The sequence below is a fragment of the Pseudomaricurvus hydrocarbonicus genome, from assembly GCF_011602365.1.
In the GTDB taxonomy this organism is placed as follows: domain Bacteria; phylum Pseudomonadota; class Gammaproteobacteria; order Pseudomonadales; family Cellvibrionaceae; genus Pseudomaricurvus; species Pseudomaricurvus hydrocarbonicus.
This window is the reverse complement of record NZ_JAAONZ010000004.1, coordinates 25,199-42,517: the sequence shown is the minus strand read 5'-3', so window position 1 is coordinate 42,517 and position 17,319 is coordinate 25,199. Positions and strand designations below refer to the sequence as shown.

Sequence of the window (17,319 nt, the reverse complement as noted above, 5' to 3'; positions counted from 1 at the left end):
GCCAGCCACCTTATACATAACCATAGTCTATATATTGATGGATATCTTGATCTTACTTTATATCTTGGCTGGCGCTGCTGTAGGGCTGGCAGTCGGCATTACCGGCGTTGGCGGGGGGTCTCTGATGACTCCCCTGCTGATCCTGTTCGGCTTTCCCTACCATGTGGCGATTGGTACCGATCTGCTGTATGCCTCCGTCACCAAAGCCGGAGGGGTCATTTCTCACCAGCGCCAAGGCCACATCAACTGGTCCATCGTCAGGACGCTGGCGGCCGGCAGTATTCCTGCAGCCATAGCAACCACCCTGCTGCTCAAATCCGTGTTTGCCAATGCGGATGAATACAAGCAGATCCTGACCTCCAGCCTGGGAGTGATGTTGCTACTGACCTCCGCGGTGCTGCTGTTTAAATCCAGAATTCAGCCCAAGGCCAGCCCTCATGAGAAAAAGTGGCTGCAGCTGAACTCAAAACCCCTGACATTTGTCATGGGCATCTTCCTGGGGGTCTTCGTCACCCTGAGTTCCGTCGGTGCAGGGGCTATCGGCACCGCCATTCTGCTGGTGCTCTACCCGGCATTACAAGCCAGACACATCGTCGGCACCGACATAGCCCACGCAGTCCCACTCACACTGGTCGGCGGTGTTGGTCATATGATATTTTTGGGAAATGTTGATTTCATGCTGCTTGGCTGCCTGTTGATAGGCTCTTTACCGGCAGTCAGTCTCGGAACGAAAATCGGCTCCCGACTTCCCAACCATGTACTTCAACCCATACTGGCCTTCATTTTGATGGGGCTGGGGGTCAAATTTGCTCTTTTCTAAGACGGTTTGGGGCTAAACCATCCCGAGAGGGACTAACAGGGTTTGGAAAGTGTTAACCAGAGGGCTGGAAGGTGTTAACCAAGGGTTGAAAGGTGTTAACGGAGGCGGACCTGTGGGGAAAAAAAGGGCTTCAAGCTGGTAAATGACCCAATAACGGTATCAACGAACGACTTCTGATGCCACACGACACCAATTGCTGGGGCTGATCATAGGCACCATGAAAACCGGGACTTTGGAGAGCTGCAAAACTCGAGAAGTGACAGAACCGATCACATTTTTGCCCATCGACTCTGGCCCGTGGCTGCCCATCACGATCAGGTCAGCATTTAACCGCTGCGCCTGCGACAGAATCACCTCGGCAGGCTTGCCCTGCTCCACAACAACATCTTCTATCCAGTCATAACCGGGCTTCAGGTCGGAGCGCTCGCTGGCGAGGGACGTCAGGATCTGATGTTTAATAGACTTCAGCACACTACCGTGAGGGTCCAGGGCTTCCAGCTCAGCGTAGGCTGACACCATGGCTTGGGCGTAACTACTAAGCGGTTCAACGGCATGAACAACAGTAACTTTCGATTTGATATTGGCAGCCAAATCCAGGGCGTGCTCTAAGGCGTGCCCTGCAAACGGCCCAAGATCTGTCGCGAAGACTATCTTTCGAATCATTCTCCCAGTACCTGGCCCCCAAAACGAACCCGCATAGTTCATAAATACGTCTTATGTGTTAAACATTCTTAACATGAAGAATAGCACTGTGTAGGTTGCAGGAAGGCAGTAGAGCAAAATAATCTATTAATGAAATATTTAAGACGAAGAGGTTAAAATTCAGAGGTAACGCTGTTTTGCCATCTGGCACATTATGTATCCTCCGGGATAAACTCATTCGCAATGCCGTGGGGCACATGGCCAGTAGCCACATGCCCTCGGGCAGAATCGCAGTGACTCTTTTGATCATCAAAGAAAACATCAGCCCCATAGGCTTTTAAGAATTTCCCCTTGTCCATGCCCCCCAGGAATAAAGACTCATCGATGCGGATATCCCATGCCCGCAACGTGCGTATTACCCGCTCGTGGGCAGGTGCTGAACGCGCAGTCACCAAAGCGGTTCTGATTGGCGGAACAAGGTCGTGGGCAAATTCTTTCTGGAGGCTTTGCAGCGCCGCAAGAAACTCTTTAAAAGGCCCGCCGGACAGCGGCTTGCGGGCATCGGCCTTTTCTTTTTCCGTAAACGCATCGAGCCCATGCTGTTTGAAAACACGCTCCGATTCATCGGAAAACAAAACCGCATCGCCATCAAACGCAAATCTCAATTGATCGCCGTGATCGGAACGGGTTTTGGAAGCCATTAATGTTGCCGCTGCAATACCATGATCCAGAGCGTGCTTCACATCATCGGCATCTGTCGAGAGAAAGAGGTGACAGCCAAACGCTGAGACATACCGGTATGGGCTCTCGCCGCCACAAAACGCCGCCCTCGAAATTTTTAAGCCGTAATGCTCAATGGAATTAAAAACTCGCAGCCCGGTGTCCGCACTGTTGCGTGACAGCAGGATAACTTCAACCCTGGGCTCCCCCTCCAGCTGATCATTGAGATGCAATAATTTCTGCACGACAAAAAAAGCATCGCCGGGTGTCAGCACATCGTTTTCATGATCAATCTGATAACGGGAATAAGCCTCAAGCCCCTCTGCTTCGAACACTTCATGACTGTCGCCGAGGTCGAATAATGCTCTGGAGGAGATCGCTATCACCAGTTTTCTGCCGTTCGCATGGCTCATAGGTACGTCGCCTTAGTTGTCAGTTTCCTGCGGTTATGGTCGGTTGCAACACGATTGACCGAATCGGACTCTCACGCTAAAAATCGAATTGGTCCCGTTGAGGGAAAACCCCAAAAATCCCCCCGGTATGGACAAAGACGATGTCTGTGGCACCCGCCATCGCCCCTTTTTTTATCTCTTCTACCAGACCGTGAAAAGCTTTACCGGTATACACCGGATCAAGTACCAACCCTTCCGTTCTAGCCAGCCACGCAATGGTTTCAAAAACGTCGTGTTCAGCTTTCGCGTAACCTGGCCCGATGTAATGATCATTGACATGAATACGGCACTGCTCCACATCAACCGAATCGCTCAGCATATGCTGATATCGATCATACCAGTCACGCATATCGGAACGAACTTTCGCCTTAAAATAAGCCTCATCATCGCACACCGCCATGCCCAACACTTTGGTGGACCAGCCCAAAAGATGGGCACCCAGGGTCAGTCCGGCCTGAGTCCCCCCAGACCCGGTCGCTGATACTATGTGACTGGGTACGATACGGTGCTGGCTAAAGTCGGCTTCCAGCTCCCTGGCGGCGGCAATGTACCCCCAAATACCTATGCCATCACTGGCTCCGGTGGGTATGACAAAAGGCTGGCAGCCTTGTTGCTTAAGTTTATCTGCCGCACGATTCAGTAATTGCCCCAATGAATCACGATACTCCCTGACCGGGTACATCTGAATGTCGGCACCGGCTAAATGATCGAGCAATAAATTCCCATCGGCCGCCCCCGCCTCTTCACCGCGTAACACCAGGGCCACTTTTAGCCCAAGCTGGGCCCCCAATAACGCCGTAGCTCGGCAATGGTTGGACTGCAGGCCACCGCAAGTTACGATGCTGTTACAACCTTGCTCGATAGCTTCTGCTAACACAAATTCCAGCTTGCGAACTTTATTGCCACTCAAGGTACTGCCGGTCAGGTCATCTCGCTTAACCCAAAGGTTGACCCCCAACTCAGCAGAAACTCTGGTTAAATACTGTAACGGGGTGGGTGTTAAAGCAAGATTCAGGCGCTTGGGGAACGTAAACATGAAAATATCTGCCAGGAGTGTGAGACTGTAACGTTAAGGTACTGACTGAATCATAAAGCAAACAAGCACAAAAAAGGCAGCCTCTGGCTGCCTTTTTATTCATCTCTCAAACGAAATGACCGCACTGGAACGGATCGATTTCACTTATCAGATAGATTTTATGGTGCCTTTCGGCAATACCGCATGGACAGCGGATTTCTGAAACTTCAGCTCAACATTATTGCCGGTTTCGATAACCATGTAGTTTTCATCGACCTTGGTAATTTTACCCAGCATTCCGCTGTTCATCACCACTTCATCCCCTTTACCCAGCGCTGTCACCAGTTCCTGGTGCTCTTTTTGACGTTTCCGCTGCGGACGAATCATAAAAAAGTACATGAAAATGAACAGGCCACCAAACATAACCAGGGTAATCATCGGATTACCCTGTGGGGCTGGAGCCTGAGCTTGCGCCATCGCGGCGGGGATGAAAAATTCCATCTATATTCCTCGTTGCTACACAGTAGATTTTAAAGCCTGAAACTCTACCGTCTTTGCCATTCTCAGGCAATCAACAATGAAGAAAATGAGGGGCAATATCCCCTCTTAAGCATAATCGCGAAATAATTTTCGAAAAGTACTGGGCGACAGCCCTGTCCAGCGCTTGAAAGCATTGGTAAAACTGGTTCTGTCGGAAAAATCCAAAGAAGCCGAGATGCTGTCAATGCTCATGTTTTGCTCTACCAGATAGGTGATGGAGTGGTGAAAGCGCACCTGATCACGTAACTGAGCAAAACTGATTCGCTGTTGCTGTAGCCGACGTTGCAGCGTCCTTTTGGAGAGATTCATCTCTTCAGCAATAAAATCAATGGATAACGAGCACTTCCCTATGCGCTTTTGCAGCACTTCTACAACACGTCCAGGCACACCGTAAACTTCCGGCAAACGCGCCTGTTGTACATATTCTTCAAATGTCCTTACGCCATCAGCACCAAAGCCCGCACGCAGCTTTTCAGGATCGATAGGTTGAACTCTCTGAAGCTCTATCATCTTGGCCACTCCTTTTGCCATTAATTCAATAGTTTCGATGTCTTCATCTGTAAAGCCAGTTTGATTGGATTCGCCCTTCAGAAAACAAAGCACTCCGTAGAGCTGACCAGCGACAAACACTGGTGAACTGAGATATCCCCGAACGACTAAATCAGTATAGGACACGGCATCAGAGTTCACACAAGAATTGTCGGTAAAAATGGTCCTTTTTTGCTCTACAGCCAAGCTGCACCAAGGGCTATCCTTTCCTATGGCGTCTAGCTCAGATAATTTTGTGCCGCTGTGTGCCTCCACAACAGCATCATCCTGCAAAAAGCGTAAACGAAGCAAAAGCGCCTCATCCGCTTGAAACATCAGTCGGCCCGCATTCAGATAAGCCTCAGAATGCGGAAGAAAACCTTCGTAATAATCCGTCAATAAAGCGAGTAAGCACCGCAAACGGCCATCCATTGTCTGGAGGTTGTTAGCCACCAGGTCATTTGACAGCGGTGAGTTGCCCTCTAAGGCAGCTTTTGATGCAGAAACGAGCAGTTCCTTTTGTTCTACCATAGTGTTTGAACGACCTTGATAGCTTTAATGACCTGAAAATTAGATAACGCCCTCATTTTCAGTCAATCGTCTGATAATTTCTTATCTGAGGGTCGTCAGTTGGGGGGTCAAACTATTCCTTATACGGACAATTAACCAGCCTGATACGCGCCAAAAGGTTGTTTTTAGTGACAATACTTCAATGTTGTTAACCAAAACTCCATAGTGCCAGAAATTATTAATATTAGATGATTCAAATCATTAGATTTTATAAACAGATCACAGTTTGTACACTGGACGGAAGTATGACCCAGAAACACCCGAAATGATCGCGTTTTAGCCAGCTCAAGGGCTTTCCAAGAGAGACCTTAGCAGCGGATAACCCACCGCATTTCCGATGTGATGAGCACGGAGCGTCTGCCCGGCCAAGCCCAATCACTCAGGCAGGCCAGCGGAACAATGAAAGATGAAAGATGAAAGCGGGAGTGTTAATGGTGAGGCGCCGCCAGGTCGACAGCTGAGTCCAGACGCTGACTGTACCCGTCCCTGGTTGCGTCTCAGGCTGCCGTTCGGGGCACAACGTATATCTCGAACAACAGTGTTTCGCCAACAGGAGCCACCGCCTGCGAGTGGCTCCTATCTAGAGAAACTAAATACTACAGACCTAACTCGTCGAGCTTGGCGATGACGTCATCGTGATGGGATTTGGTTTTGAACTTATCCATGATGCACTTCAGCCGACCGTCCTTACCGATGATGTAAGTCGTGCGGATGAGCCCCATAAACTCCTTACCCATAAACTTCTTCATTCCCCAACACCCGTACTTGTCCGCAATGGCGTGATCCTCATCCGACAAAAGAGTAAAGTTCAGATCTTGCTTCTCAATAAATTTGGGCAGGCGGGCAACAGGGTCCGGGCTCACCCCCAAAACCACTACATCGTGTTTATCCAGTTCCTTTTTGCTGTCACGCAATCCGCAAGCCTGTACTGTACAGCCGGGTGTCATGGCTTTGGGGTAAAAATACAGGACGACATTCTTCTCACCCTTGAAGTCTTTGAGACTAACCGTGTTATCGTTTTGATCTTTAAGCGTGAAGGCCGGTGCGAGATTTCCGATTTTGGGGTAAGCCATGGAGATGTATTCCTTTATGCAATTTCTGAGACTAAATTATATATGCCTCAGCAACCTCATGGCCACGGATAGACTCAATAGACCGCCAGTCGTGCCCGCACAGAGAGGGAACCGGCACCACCAGATCAAATATTCAACAGCTCAAATATCCCCACTCTATTTGGGCTTTCACTCTTAACCCCTGCTGATTCAACTGCCCCAGGAGCAGCTGCAAATCTTCGACGCTGAGAAAATCCCCGACTTCCACCAGGCCTCCGTCTCCACACAGGGTGACATGATGCAAGGTGTCTGTTTCATCCCTACCCAGCAACAGCGACAGATGGGAACGATCAAAACTCCAAAAACGGGACACGGAGCCAAGACGCTTTCTCACCGCAACATAATGCCTCGTAATTAACAGCTCCTCACGGCTGGCACAGCGTAACCGGACCAAATACAGCATTCCGCCCAGAATCAGCATTTCCAGCAGTATGAAGGGGATTACCAGCCAGGCCCCTAAGGCAAAAAACAACACGCTGGCCAATGCCGCCGGAACAAACACCCCCAGCAACAGAAAAACCTGCGCCTCACTGGATAAAGAATGGTTAGGCTCCAATACCACTGACGTGTTATCGCCCAAGTCTCGCTGTATCTTGACCATAGCTGTTCGAGCTCCAGACTGCTTGCCTGACGGTCAGTAAGACCTGCCCCTCCCCTGTCTTACCTCTTTTTTGTAGTGTCCACTTGCACGACAATTTAATGCTAGCAGCGCAACCAGGCCACTGCTGCACTAAATCTGAATATTAAGAGCCATACTTAAAACAGTATTTAAAATAGCCCGATCGCCCTCAAGCGGATCAAAACTCAAAACCTGCAGACATAAAAAAAGCGCGGACATCCGCGCTTTTTTACTGGCAATCGATTGACTGCCATTTTTTGCCCTGCCGGAGGCTGCCTGCCTTCAAAATACCCTACAGACAGATACCGGCACAGGTTAAAGCGAATTAAGGCAGCAAGTCTGCTACCGCATCACGCTCTTCAGCCAGCTCTGTTTCAGTGGCTGTCATCTTCTCACGAGAGAACTCGTTGATTTCAACACCCTGAACAACTTCCCAGTCGCCGTCTTTACACACGCAAGGGAAAGAGTAGATCAGGCCTTCCTGAATGCCGTAGCTGCCATCGCTGTACACACCCATGGAAACCCAGTCACCCGCTTCAGTTCCGAGTGCCCAGTCGCGCATGTGGAAGATAGCGGCGTTAGCAGCAGAAGCCGCTGAAGAGGCGCCACGAGCTTCGATAATAGCCGCACCGCGTTGCTGTACGGTTGGAATAAAGTCACCTTCGTACCAGGCCTGATCGATCAAGCTGATGGCGTCAGTACCGTCAACCAGAGTCTGGTGAATGTCTGGGTACTGAGTGGAAGAGTGGTTGCCCCAGATGGTCAGTTTCTTCACATCGTTGATGGTTTTGCCAGTCTTCTGAGCCAGCTGAGTCATGGCACGGTTGTGGTCCAGACGAGTCATGGCAGTAAATTGACGGGGGTTGATGTCTGGGGCATTGCGCTGGGCAATCAGAGCGTTGGTGTTGGCAGGGTTACCCACAACCAGAACCTTGATGTCGCGGGAAGCGTGATCGTTGATCGCTTTACCCTGTACAGAGAAGATCGCAGCGTTGGCGGCCAGCAGATCTTTACGCTCCATACCCGGTCCACGCGGACGCGCACCAACCAACAATGCGTAATCCGCATCTTTAAAAGCAACGTTAGCATCGTCAGTACAAACCATACCCGCCAGCAGAGGGAATGCACAGTCGTCCAGCTCCATAGCAACGCCTTTCAGAGCGTTCAGGGCAGGAGTAATTTCCAGCATTTGAAGGATGACAGGCTGATCTTTGCCCAGCATTTCACCGGCTGCAATGCGGAATAACAAGGAGTAGCTGATTTGACCGGCGGCGCCAGTCACGACAACACGTACGGGTGCTTTCACAATAAATCTCCGTTTACGCTCTATTTAAGAAAGTGGGGATAGGCGTTGAAAAACACCCATCTGGCGGTGGGCCATTATAGGGATTCAACAGAAAAATGCACCAAAAACTGTGCCCTTGGCCGTTGGCACCTTGACTAAAACCCGGGATCTTGATGCCAAAAGACAAGAAAGCCGGCAATCTCCCGAGCTATCCGTGTGGCACGTGAATATTCATGCCCCACACGAGTGCAGCTCAGAACGCCGTGAGGCACACCGCTGCCCCACGTTTAAACTCGGCCAATCCGCGGGCCACTAGGCCGTGACCGCCTGGTATCTCTCACTCAGCGCGTCATAGAGTTCTGTTTTGAAGCTCTCGCTGGAGGCGTCCAGCAACATGGATGCTTCAACAAGGTGCTCGTTGTCTTCCTTGCCATTCCAGATTTTGACGTAGGAGCCGTCCTGGTAGCCATGATCCTGGCGGAAGAAGTTCAGTACATTTTTACCCACATAGCCCTTGAACAACATATCAAAATCCATGTTCATTCCAGCCAATAAGCGGCCAAATTCTGCCACTGAAAAGCTTTTGCGGGTCAACACGTCGGCGGCAAACCGCTCGAGATCCTGACGAAAGTCGGTTTCATCGGTGGCGATAACCAACTCGCGCTCCACCGTTGCGGTGATGGAGTCCAGTGACTGACCCGATTGCAGCAAAATACTCAAACCGAAATGCCAGATATCAATCAGCTCCAACTGAACCTGTTCGACATCGGCAGTCTGCTTTTTCCACCATTTCCAGCCGTAATGATCCAGCAGTTCACCACACTCGATCCAGATAGCGCGATACCAGGCAAAGTTCTGGTTTCGCCACTCGGCGTTGACCTTGGTGTTCATACTGTCCTGCAGTTCCAGCATGGTTTTCAGTTGTTGTTGTATGGCTTGTTGCGGCATTCGTCCCCCAATGCATCGTATGGCAATCTCAAGGCCCCATATTAGCAAACATCCCCGCGTCACCACAGCCCGTAATCACCTGACATTGACACGAAACTGTCACCATAACCTCATCTGCCTGTCACAAGGGCTACATAACCTGCTTCATATGATGAAATATCCGAAAAGAACAGCGCGGGCTTCGCTGAACCGGAAAAGCCACAGCGACAAACCCATAACAACCTGCATTAAAGTCATGAACTCTGACACATGGGGCAACCGCTCATGAAATTATTACAGAACCTGCATCATTATGACTTGCTTACCTTTGACTGGTGTCTGCGGCGTCGCCATCTTCGACAGCTGACTCAAGTCAGTCGCTGGGTATCCAAAACCGCTGACGGTCACCTCTACGGTATTGCCGCACTGCTGCTGCTAATCCTCCAGAACTACCCGATGCTGACGTTGATGCTGGCCGCCTTTGTGGCAGAGCGGAGCCTCTACTTTGTACTGAAATCACACTTTCGCCGCAACCGCCCGCCACAGGCAATTCCCGGCTTCAAAAGTGTCGTACAGCCCAGTGATCAGTTCAGCTTCCCATCGGGGCACACGTCGGCGGCATTTCTGGCCGCCACCCTGCTCTACCAGCTGATGCCGACGCTAGGCTGGGTGCTCTACCCCTGGGCCTGCGCCGTGGGCACGTCCCGTGTCTTACTGGGGGTCCATTTTCCCACCGACACAGTCGCTGGCGCGCTGCTGGGATTGAGCATCGCGGTGATGACGCTGTGCCTTTTTGGGACACCGTAGTGCATACGGCCTAGGTTTATACGACCTAGATTTATACGACCTAGGTTTATACGACATAGGTTCATCCGAGAAACACTCAAACGATTTAAGTTCAACCTGCAACCGTTCCACCTGCATAAGACCCAGCCCTCAGACTCAGGGCAATGAAGGAACCATTAGGAGCAATATGAAATTATTTTATGGTGTTCAAGGGACCGGTAATGGCCACATCAGTCGCGCACGCGCCATGGCCAAACATTTACGCGCATCCCACGTTGACGTGGATTATCTGTTTTCCGGCCGTCCCCGTGCCGACTACTTTGACATGAATATTTTTGGAGACTGGCAGTGCCTTGATGGTCTCAGCTTCGCCACCCACCAAGGCAAGATTCGCCCCATCGAAACCGCGAGACGCAATAATTTTCTGCAGCTGTTTCGCGATATCCGCCAACTGGATTTGAGCGCTTACGATCTGGTGATCTGCGACTTTGAGCCAGTCACCGCCTGGGCGGCAAAGCTCCAGGGCAGGCCCTGCATCACGCTGGGACACCAATATGCGTTTCAGCACGCCGTGCCAGTTGCCGGAGCTTCCTGGTTATCGAAGGCGATTATCAAACACTTTGCACCGGGTCAGCAGCAACTGGGGCTGCATTGGCACCACTTTGATCAACCCATTCTGCCGCCTATTGTCGACCTGCCCGTTGAGAATAGTGACCGGCCCGATGCGGGTTTCAACGGCGCCGTCGTCACACAAGAACCTGAGCAACCATCTCACGGGCAGCGCCCCCAAAGCATATTAGTCTACCTGGGCTTTGAAGCACCGGCACAAGTCATTCCCCTACTGCAAAAAATGACACACGCGCACTTTGTCTACTACGGTGAGTTTTCTGCAGCTAGCGAGCAGGGGAACGTGTCTCTGCGCCCATTAAGCGTGACGGGGTTCAAGAGGGACCTGCATCAGTCCAGCGGGGTGATATGCAACGCGGGTTTTGAACTCACCAGTGAAGCACTTTCCCTGGGCAAACGGGTATTGGTCAAGCCGTTGCAAGGCCAAATGGAGCAGCTTTCCAACGCTTTGGCTCTGGAGACACTGGAGCTGGGCAGTAGCATGGAGCAGTTGTCTGAAATAAAGATCCGAGAGTGGCTCAACAGCCCAGCAAAACCGGCCTGTCGTTACCCCGATGTGGCAAAAGCCATTGTTGAGTGGCTAACCACCCCTCAGCGCGAGCCCATTGAGAGCCTGTCGCAACGACTGTGGAGTCAGTCAAGCGTCACGGGTCATCATCAAGTCGGCCCGGAAAACGTCTCAATGGAAAGCGAAATCAAACTCGGGGCAACCCCAGGTAACGGCTTAACACCCCACAGCTGTTGACTGTTGAGGGGGAGGGGGGGGGGTAAATTATCCGCGGCGCTCAGACGTGATGTTTAAGCTTTGCGAAATAAACGATGAAAGTTCTCACCGGTAATTTCACACAGTTTCTCATAACTGATGCCTTTCAGGTCTGCGACAAAAGCCGCAACCTCGCGCACAAAAGCCGGCTCATTAGGTTTGCCGCGATAGGGAATTGGCGCCAGGTAAGGCGAATCGGTCTCCACCAACAGTCGATCCAGAGGCATTTTTCTGGCGACCTCACGAAGCTCTTCGGCATTTTTAAACGTAACAATGCCCGACAGGGAAATGTAATAATTCAAGTCCATCGCTGCGGAGGCCATTTCCCAGCTTTCCGTAAAGCAGTGCAGCACACCGGCGCTCTCATCATTACCATGTTCACGAATCAGGTTGAGCGTGTCTTCACGGGCATCCCGAGTATGAACAATGACCGGTAACCCGGCAGTCCCCGCCGCACGCAGATGAGTGGCAAAACTCTGTTGCTGTATGTCTTTACTGTCGTCGCTGTAATAGTAATCGAGGCCCGTTTCACCAATCGCCACGACCTTGGGGTGCTTGCCCCACTCCACCAATTGCGCTTCAGTCGCCAAACCAGCGTCCACATCAAGGGGATGAACCCCCACCGAAGCAACAACATCTGTATGCGCTTCTGCCAGAGCCGTCACCGCCTGGCGATTATCGAGACTAATGCCCACACACAACATTTTACCGACACCGCGTTCACGGGCCGCCTGCAACGCCGCATTTAAGTCACCGTCGTATTTATCCAGTTTCAAACGGTCCAGGTGGCAATGTGAATCAACTAGCATACTAACCTCGTTACTTCTTTTAACTTTTTAACTACGGCTTAACTGCAGCTTAACTGTACCTTAACTACAGCCCCCGGATCACCGACATTGCTGACGAAAAAAGCCAGGTCTCCCTGGCTTTTCAATAGGCTTACCCGTCGCGACAGTTACATGGTGTGGGTGGGGCGATCCGATTCAAGAGAACCCGCCAGGTAGGTTTCAATTTTCTTTGCTGCGGTATCGTCCTGATCACTGAACTGTACACCGACACCGGCAGCGCGATTGCCTTGTGCCCCTTTTGGTGTCACCCAGACCACCTTTCCCGCCACAGGAATTTTTTCCGGCTCGTCCATTAAATTGAGCAGCATGAACACTTCATCGCCCAAGCTGTAGCTTTTGTTGGTAGGAATGAATAACCCACCATTTTGAACAAACGGCATATAAGCTGCGTATAACACGGCTTTATCTTTGATAGTCAAAGACAAAATACCGTTACGCGTGCCGCCGCCACCAAATCCTTGCATAGTATCTCACTCATTAACCCGCGCTGTGATTCTGCGCTTAAAGTAATCCATTCATCATCTGCTGTCTACTTTGAGAGATTTTAACCGACTGTTTCGTCAGCGCCTGCCAGTCCATCATCAGCTCTTCCAGTACCAGCTGTTTGTTCGGGTTGGCACTGCTCAGCAACTGACGCTTAATCACAACCACCTTGTCCCAAAAGCGAAAAAGAATCTGGTGCGGCACTGCAGCAATGATCGCGATCAATTGAATCTCTTTCAACGACTTATCCGGCTGCTTAGCGGTGTCGGCCAGCTGTTGAGAACTGGCCGCTAACGACTGACCGTCATACTGCTGCCCGGCTTGCTGCTGCTTCAACCCCAACTGCAACCATTGCATAATAGCCTCAATCAAAGGCAACGGTTCTCCTCGCTGAAAGTCAGCCGCCACATCCAGAGCTGAATTGAGACCTTCGGCGAGAGCCAAAAGCCCGTCGGCAAGCGCTTGACGCTGTTCCAACTCATCCCCTTTCAACAGACCCAGGGCGGCTAAAGGCGCGCCACCGGCACAATCCAGCAAATAGGCTGCATCGCGCCCCACCGCCAAAGGGGTTAACCAGGCGAGGCTGTCTTTCACGTTGGGAATGGGGAAGCTCAGCTGCTGACACCGACTTCTAATGGTCGCCATGACCTGACTTGGCACATGAGAGATCAACAGCAACGAACTGTCACCAGAAGGCTCTTCCAGGCTTTTTAACAGAGCATTGGCCGCATTGACATTAAGTCCCTCAACAGGCTCGATAATGGCGACCTTTTTACCACCCTGCTGTGACGTCTTGGAGAAAAACTCCGTCAATCGCCGCACCTGATCAATTTTGATCACTTTGCTGCCCTCGTCAGGCCTCAGCACAAAAAGATCAGGGTGCGTCCCGGCAAGATTGAGTTCACAGCCCTTACAGCGCCCACAGGCAACCCGGTTCACCGGGGACAGGCACAACATAAACACCGCCAGCGCCCTGGCAAAGTGCAGCTTGCCTATCCCTCGCTGTCCGTTAAACATCAAGGCATGGGGCAATTTTTGATCACCATTTTGCAGGCACAGCCTTTCCCACGGTTGCATTTGCCACGCATAAGGGATTGCCAAGCTTTCTCGGATTACTTCAGTTTCAGTGACCATGGGCTATTTAGCTAAAAATTCAGAGCGTAAAGCTTAACAACATGAGGGGTCTTTTGCGATAATTTAACGGTCTCATTCACACCTAACGCCCACCACCACACACATCATTCAAGGGACTTACATTGGCCATCGATATCCTTCATCACGACGACCACCTGTTGATAGCCAATAAGCCTGCTGGGCTGCTGACCGTGCCGGGCCGAGGCCCCGATAAGCAGGACTGCCTGATAAACCGACTGCTGACCGAGCACCCCAACAGTCGCATTGTCCATCGCCTTGATATGGCAACGTCCGGCTTGGTCATTATCGCGCAAAGCCTGGCAGCGCTTCAGCGCTTAAGTCGGCTGTTTGAGCAGCGCCATATTCAGAAGGAATACACCGCAGTGGTCAGCGGCCTGGTCGCTCAGGACCGAGGCAGCGTCACTCTGCCGCTGATCTGTGACTGGCCAAACCGGCCTAAGCAGAAAGTTTGCGAGGAACACGGTAAAAGCGCTCATACCGACTTTGAGGTACTCTCCAGGCAGGCAGTCCCGGAAGATATAAAGACGCCAGCGTTAAGCCGGACCCGCGTGCAGCTGAAACCGGTAACCGGCCGCTCCCATCAGCTACGGGTCCACATGCAGGCTATAAAACACCCCATTCTGGGGGATGAATTTTATGCCGATGACCGCGCTCGATCTGCGTCCTCAAGACTGCTGTTGCACGCGACCCGGCTACGCTTCGATCACCCCTTTACCGGGGAAACCCTGGAAATAGTCTCCCAACCGGATTTTTGACGATGCGCTAACCAATCCTCGTCGCTTCGCAACACCCAAAAGGCATTCCCACTCCCTCAGTTAAGGCAGCAACTGATCGAGCACCAGCTTTAAATCACTCTGCACTGCGCTTAAATCCTGCCCGGCATCGACGACCCGATAACGGTCAGGGTTAGCCGTTACGCGCGCCTGATAACCCTGCCTAACCGCTTCAAAAAACTCAACGGCTTCCAGTTCAAAACGGTCCAGTGCCGCACGCTGACTTGCACGCGCCAGGCCGGTCGCAACATCAATATCAAGCACGATCGTCAGGTCCGGGCGCAGCTCACCCTGCACCAACTGTTCCAGTGTCGCGATCACCTCACAAGACAACCCCCGACCAGCCCCCTGGTAGGCGTAGGTTGCGTCAGTAAAACGGTCTGACAAAACCCATTCGCCTCGGGCCAGCGCGGGCTGGATAACCTGGTTCAAATGCTGCGCACGGGCTGCAAAGATCAACAGCAGTTCAGCGGTTTCATCAACGGTTTCATCGCGCTTAGCCAGTAACAATTCACGCACTTGTTCCGCCAAAGGCGTACCACCCGGCTCCCGAGTCACGCACAGGGGAACCCCTTTCGCTCTCAGGTAGGACTGAATAAATTCCAGGTTTGTGGTTTTACCAACCCCTTCAGTGCCCTCAAGCGTGATGAATTTTCCTGGCTGGCTGGACTTGCCAGACTGAAGTGAAGCTCCATGCCCGTCAGATACCAGCGTATTGTCAGTGTTTTTAATCGACACGTTGAATTCCTGTTTCAGCCTGAAGTCGGCATCAAGTTAATCACTCAATGAATTACTGTAACGTAGAACGGTAATTAGATGAGCGTTGTAATTGGTATTTTTTTACCGCGGCTTCGTGTTCGGCCAATGTCACCGAAAACTGGTGAGTTCCATCCCCCTTGGCAACAAAAAATAAAGTCTTACCCTCGGCTGGGTGTAACGCCGCATGAATGGCTTCCCGTCCTGGCAGTGCGATGGGCGTTGGCGGCAACCCGTTAATCATATAGGTATTGTATGGGGTCGGTTCTCTGAGGTTTTTACGGCGAATCTTTCCCTGGTATTGATCACCCATACCATAAATAACCGTCGGATCTGTTTGCAATCGCATGCCTCGCTGCAACCGACGGACAAATACCCCCGCTATTTCTGCTCGCTCATGAGGCGCACCGGTCTCTTTTTCAACTATAGAGGCCATGATCAATGCTTCATAGGCGTTCTTGTAGGGTAAATCGCTTGCCCGGTCCTGCCACTCGGCCTCCAGAACATCCCGCATTCGGCGATAGGCTTGCTGTATCAAATCCCAGTCGCTGGTGTGCTTGGAATACACATAGGTGTCCGGAAACAGCCAGCCTTCCGGAGTCGTATGATCAATACCCAGACGCGTTTTTAACGTGTCCGCACTGTGATCGGCCAGCACCGTTTGAATGTGTTGTTGACCACTTATTTCCCGCACTGCGTCTGCAAAAGTAATACCCTCCACCAACGTCAAAGTTCGCTGTTTAACCTTGCCAGCATGGAACAGGTGCAATAATTCTACCGGTGAGATTTGATCTGGAAGTTCATACTCCCCCAATTTAACATTGGTGGTTTCAGTAAGCTTTGCATAGAGAATCAATATTCGCGGAAACGTAAAGCTCTGCTGCCGGTAAAAATGGTAAATCACCCGATGCAATGAATCACCCGCTTTTAACTCATAGGTTCGGTATTCAGCTGGCACTTCAGTGGGAGTATGCAACCACTTCCACAAATACAGACCTGCTGACAATGTTATAGCCAGCACACAGGCCAGTAACAATCGAAACCATTGAGACAGAAACACCTTGCGTATCATGAACCAAATCGACTCTCTGACAGTACCCGTTGAAGTTGATCAATAACCTCACCAGGTGAAAAAATGACATCACCTATTTTTGACACTTCAACAATGCCGCGAACGCTGTTGCAAACAAATACCGAGTTAAACGTCGGCAAGCTCGTTAAATCAATAGCGGCAATCTCGACATTAATGTTCAACACCGGCAAAAGCTCGTTGATGATGAAACGGCGCATCACCCCATCAACACCACAATTTTTCAGGCTTGGAGTATAGAGCTGGCCATCGCGTTCCAAGAACACATTACTGCTGGTGGTTTCAACGACCCGCTCATCAGCATCCATCACTAATCCGTCCTCAAAACCGGCCTTCTGGCATTCTGCCTTTAACAAGATGTTTTCGAGGCGATTGAGGTGTTTGATTTCTGCCAATACGGGGTTGATGGATAAACGCTGCTGACACAAATGTAAATTGACAGGCTGCCGGGACAAGGCCGGTGGAGGCGGATGCAAACTACAGACAACCGTCGGCACCAGCGTTGGATCAATACCGTAGCCCCGACCACCGGCACCCCGAGTGACGATTATTTTGAGGACGCCCTCGGCTTTTTCAGCGGCCGCATCTGAAATTAATTTTTGCACCCAGTTTTCCACCGATGTTATATCAACCGGGATACTTAAGCGCTGACACCCCTCCACCAGACGCGAGCGATGATAAGACCACAGCGGAAGCTGCCCCTTGAGCAGGCGCATGGATTCGAACACGCCATCACCAAAGGCCAGACCGCGATCAAGGGCAGAAACTGACGGGCCAAGCTGCCCGTTAACAGAAATAACCGTCATGC

Annotated in this window: 19 protein-coding genes; 4 read left to right on the top strand and 15 right to left on the bottom strand. The window is 51.3% G+C overall.

Features of this window, described 5'->3' with window-relative positions:
* The first annotated feature begins 37 nt into the window (after positions 1 to 37).
* On the top strand, positions 38 to 820 hold the full coding sequence (locus G8770_RS06865) for a sulfite exporter TauE/SafE family protein (RefSeq protein WP_167183829.1): 783 nt from the start codon (positions 38 to 40) through the stop codon (positions 818 to 820).
* A gap of 159 nt (positions 821 to 979) precedes the next feature.
* On the opposite strand, the gene G8770_RS06860 is transcribed toward G8770_RS06865, so the two are convergent.
* From G8770_RS06860 to G8770_RS06820, 9 genes are all read right to left on the bottom strand, one after another.
* On the bottom strand, positions 980 to 1,483 hold the full coding sequence (locus tag G8770_RS06860) for a universal stress protein (protein WP_167183826.1): 504 nt from the start codon (positions 1,481 to 1,483) through the stop codon (positions 980 to 982).
* Between the two features lie 191 nt (positions 1,484 to 1,674).
* On the bottom strand, positions 1,675 to 2,595 hold the full coding sequence (locus G8770_RS06855; RefSeq protein ID WP_167183823.1) for a 5'-nucleotidase: 921 nt from the start codon (positions 2,593 to 2,595) through the stop codon (positions 1,675 to 1,677).
* A 76-nt stretch (positions 2,596 to 2,671) separates the two neighbouring features.
* Positions 2,672 to 3,670: a 1-aminocyclopropane-1-carboxylate deaminase/D-cysteine desulfhydrase gene (locus G8770_RS06850; RefSeq protein ID WP_167183820.1), complete on the bottom strand. Its 999-nt coding sequence runs from the start codon at positions 3,668 to 3,670 to the stop codon at positions 2,672 to 2,674.
* A gap of 147 nt (positions 3,671 to 3,817) precedes the next feature.
* Positions 3,818 to 4,150 carry a preprotein translocase subunit YajC gene (gene yajC, locus G8770_RS06845; RefSeq protein WP_167183817.1) on the bottom strand — a complete coding sequence of 111 codons (333 nt, stop codon included), beginning with the start codon at positions 4,148 to 4,150 and terminating at the stop codon, positions 3,818 to 3,820.
* Positions 4,151 to 4,255: 105 nt separating this feature from the next.
* Complete coding sequence (locus G8770_RS06840; RefSeq protein WP_167183814.1) at positions 4,256 to 5,248, bottom strand: helix-turn-helix domain-containing protein; 993 nt, start codon at positions 5,246 to 5,248, stop codon at positions 4,256 to 4,258.
* Positions 5,249 to 5,883: 635 nt separating this feature from the next.
* Positions 5,884 to 6,360: a thioredoxin-dependent thiol peroxidase gene (gene bcp / locus G8770_RS06835; protein WP_167183811.1), complete on the bottom strand. Its 477-nt coding sequence runs from the start codon at positions 6,358 to 6,360 to the stop codon at positions 5,884 to 5,886.
* A gap of 133 nt (positions 6,361 to 6,493) precedes the next feature.
* A complete protein-coding gene (locus tag G8770_RS06830; protein ID WP_167183808.1) occupies positions 6,494 to 7,000 on the bottom strand; it encodes a DUF2244 domain-containing protein in 507 nt (168 codons plus the stop codon).
* Between the two features lie 343 nt (positions 7,001 to 7,343).
* Complete coding sequence (locus G8770_RS06825; RefSeq protein WP_167183774.1) at positions 7,344 to 8,324, bottom strand: malate dehydrogenase; 981 nt, start codon at positions 8,322 to 8,324, stop codon at positions 7,344 to 7,346.
* Positions 8,325 to 8,615: 291 nt separating this feature from the next.
* Positions 8,616 to 9,251, bottom strand: coding sequence for a dUTP diphosphatase (locus G8770_RS06820; protein ID WP_243760314.1), 636 nt, complete (start codon positions 9,249 to 9,251; stop codon positions 8,616 to 8,618).
* Positions 9,252 to 9,515: 264 nt separating this feature from the next.
* On the opposite strand from G8770_RS06820, the gene G8770_RS06815 reads away from it, so the two are divergent.
* Complete coding sequence (locus G8770_RS06815; protein ID WP_167183771.1) at positions 9,516 to 10,037, top strand: phosphatase PAP2 family protein; 522 nt, start codon at positions 9,516 to 9,518, stop codon at positions 10,035 to 10,037.
* Between the two features lie 166 nt (positions 10,038 to 10,203).
* Complete coding sequence (locus tag G8770_RS06810) at positions 10,204 to 11,388, top strand: MJ1255/VC2487 family glycosyltransferase (RefSeq protein ID WP_167183769.1); 1,185 nt, start codon at positions 10,204 to 10,206, stop codon at positions 11,386 to 11,388.
* A 53-nt stretch (positions 11,389 to 11,441) separates the two neighbouring features.
* Here the strand turns inward: G8770_RS06810 and G8770_RS06805 are convergent, their stop codons facing one another.
* The 3 genes from G8770_RS06805 to G8770_RS06795 form a co-directional block, all read right to left on the bottom strand.
* Positions 11,442 to 12,215, bottom strand: coding sequence for a TatD family hydrolase (locus tag G8770_RS06805; protein ID WP_167183766.1), 774 nt, complete (start codon positions 12,213 to 12,215; stop codon positions 11,442 to 11,444).
* Between the two features lie 146 nt (positions 12,216 to 12,361).
* Positions 12,362 to 12,718, bottom strand: a complete 357-nt coding sequence (locus tag G8770_RS06800) for a PilZ domain-containing protein (RefSeq protein ID WP_167183763.1) — start codon at positions 12,716 to 12,718, stop codon at positions 12,362 to 12,364.
* Between the two features lie 37 nt (positions 12,719 to 12,755).
* Positions 12,756 to 13,871: a DNA polymerase III subunit delta' gene (locus tag G8770_RS06795; protein WP_167183760.1), complete on the bottom strand. Its 1,116-nt coding sequence runs from the start codon at positions 13,869 to 13,871 to the stop codon at positions 12,756 to 12,758.
* Positions 13,872 to 13,993: 122 nt separating this feature from the next.
* On the opposite strand from G8770_RS06795, the gene G8770_RS06790 reads away from it, so the two are divergent.
* Positions 13,994 to 14,647, top strand: coding sequence for a pseudouridine synthase (locus tag G8770_RS06790; RefSeq protein WP_208022101.1), 654 nt, complete (start codon positions 13,994 to 13,996; stop codon positions 14,645 to 14,647).
* A gap of 60 nt (positions 14,648 to 14,707) precedes the next feature.
* Here the strand turns inward: G8770_RS06790 and tmk are convergent, their stop codons facing one another.
* The 3 genes from tmk to pabC all read right to left on the bottom strand — a co-directional run bounded on the left by tmk (position 14,708) and on the right by pabC (position 17,317).
* The gene (tmk, locus tag G8770_RS06785) at positions 14,708 to 15,376 is read right to left on the bottom strand and encodes a dTMP kinase (RefSeq protein ID WP_167184813.1); all 669 of its coding nucleotides are present in this window, start codon (positions 15,374 to 15,376) and stop codon (positions 14,708 to 14,710) included.
* Positions 15,377 to 15,455: 79 nt separating this feature from the next.
* The gene (gene mltG, locus G8770_RS06780; RefSeq protein ID WP_167183757.1) at positions 15,456 to 16,493 is read right to left on the bottom strand and encodes an endolytic transglycosylase MltG; all 1,038 of its coding nucleotides are present in this window, start codon (positions 16,491 to 16,493) and stop codon (positions 15,456 to 15,458) included.
* On the bottom strand, positions 16,490 to 17,317 hold the full coding sequence (gene pabC, locus G8770_RS06775) for an aminodeoxychorismate lyase (RefSeq protein WP_167183754.1): 828 nt from the start codon (positions 17,315 to 17,317) through the stop codon (positions 16,490 to 16,492). Before pabC ends, mltG begins: the two co-directional genes overlap by 4 nt.
* Between the last annotated feature and the right edge of the window lie 2 nt (positions 17,318 to 17,319).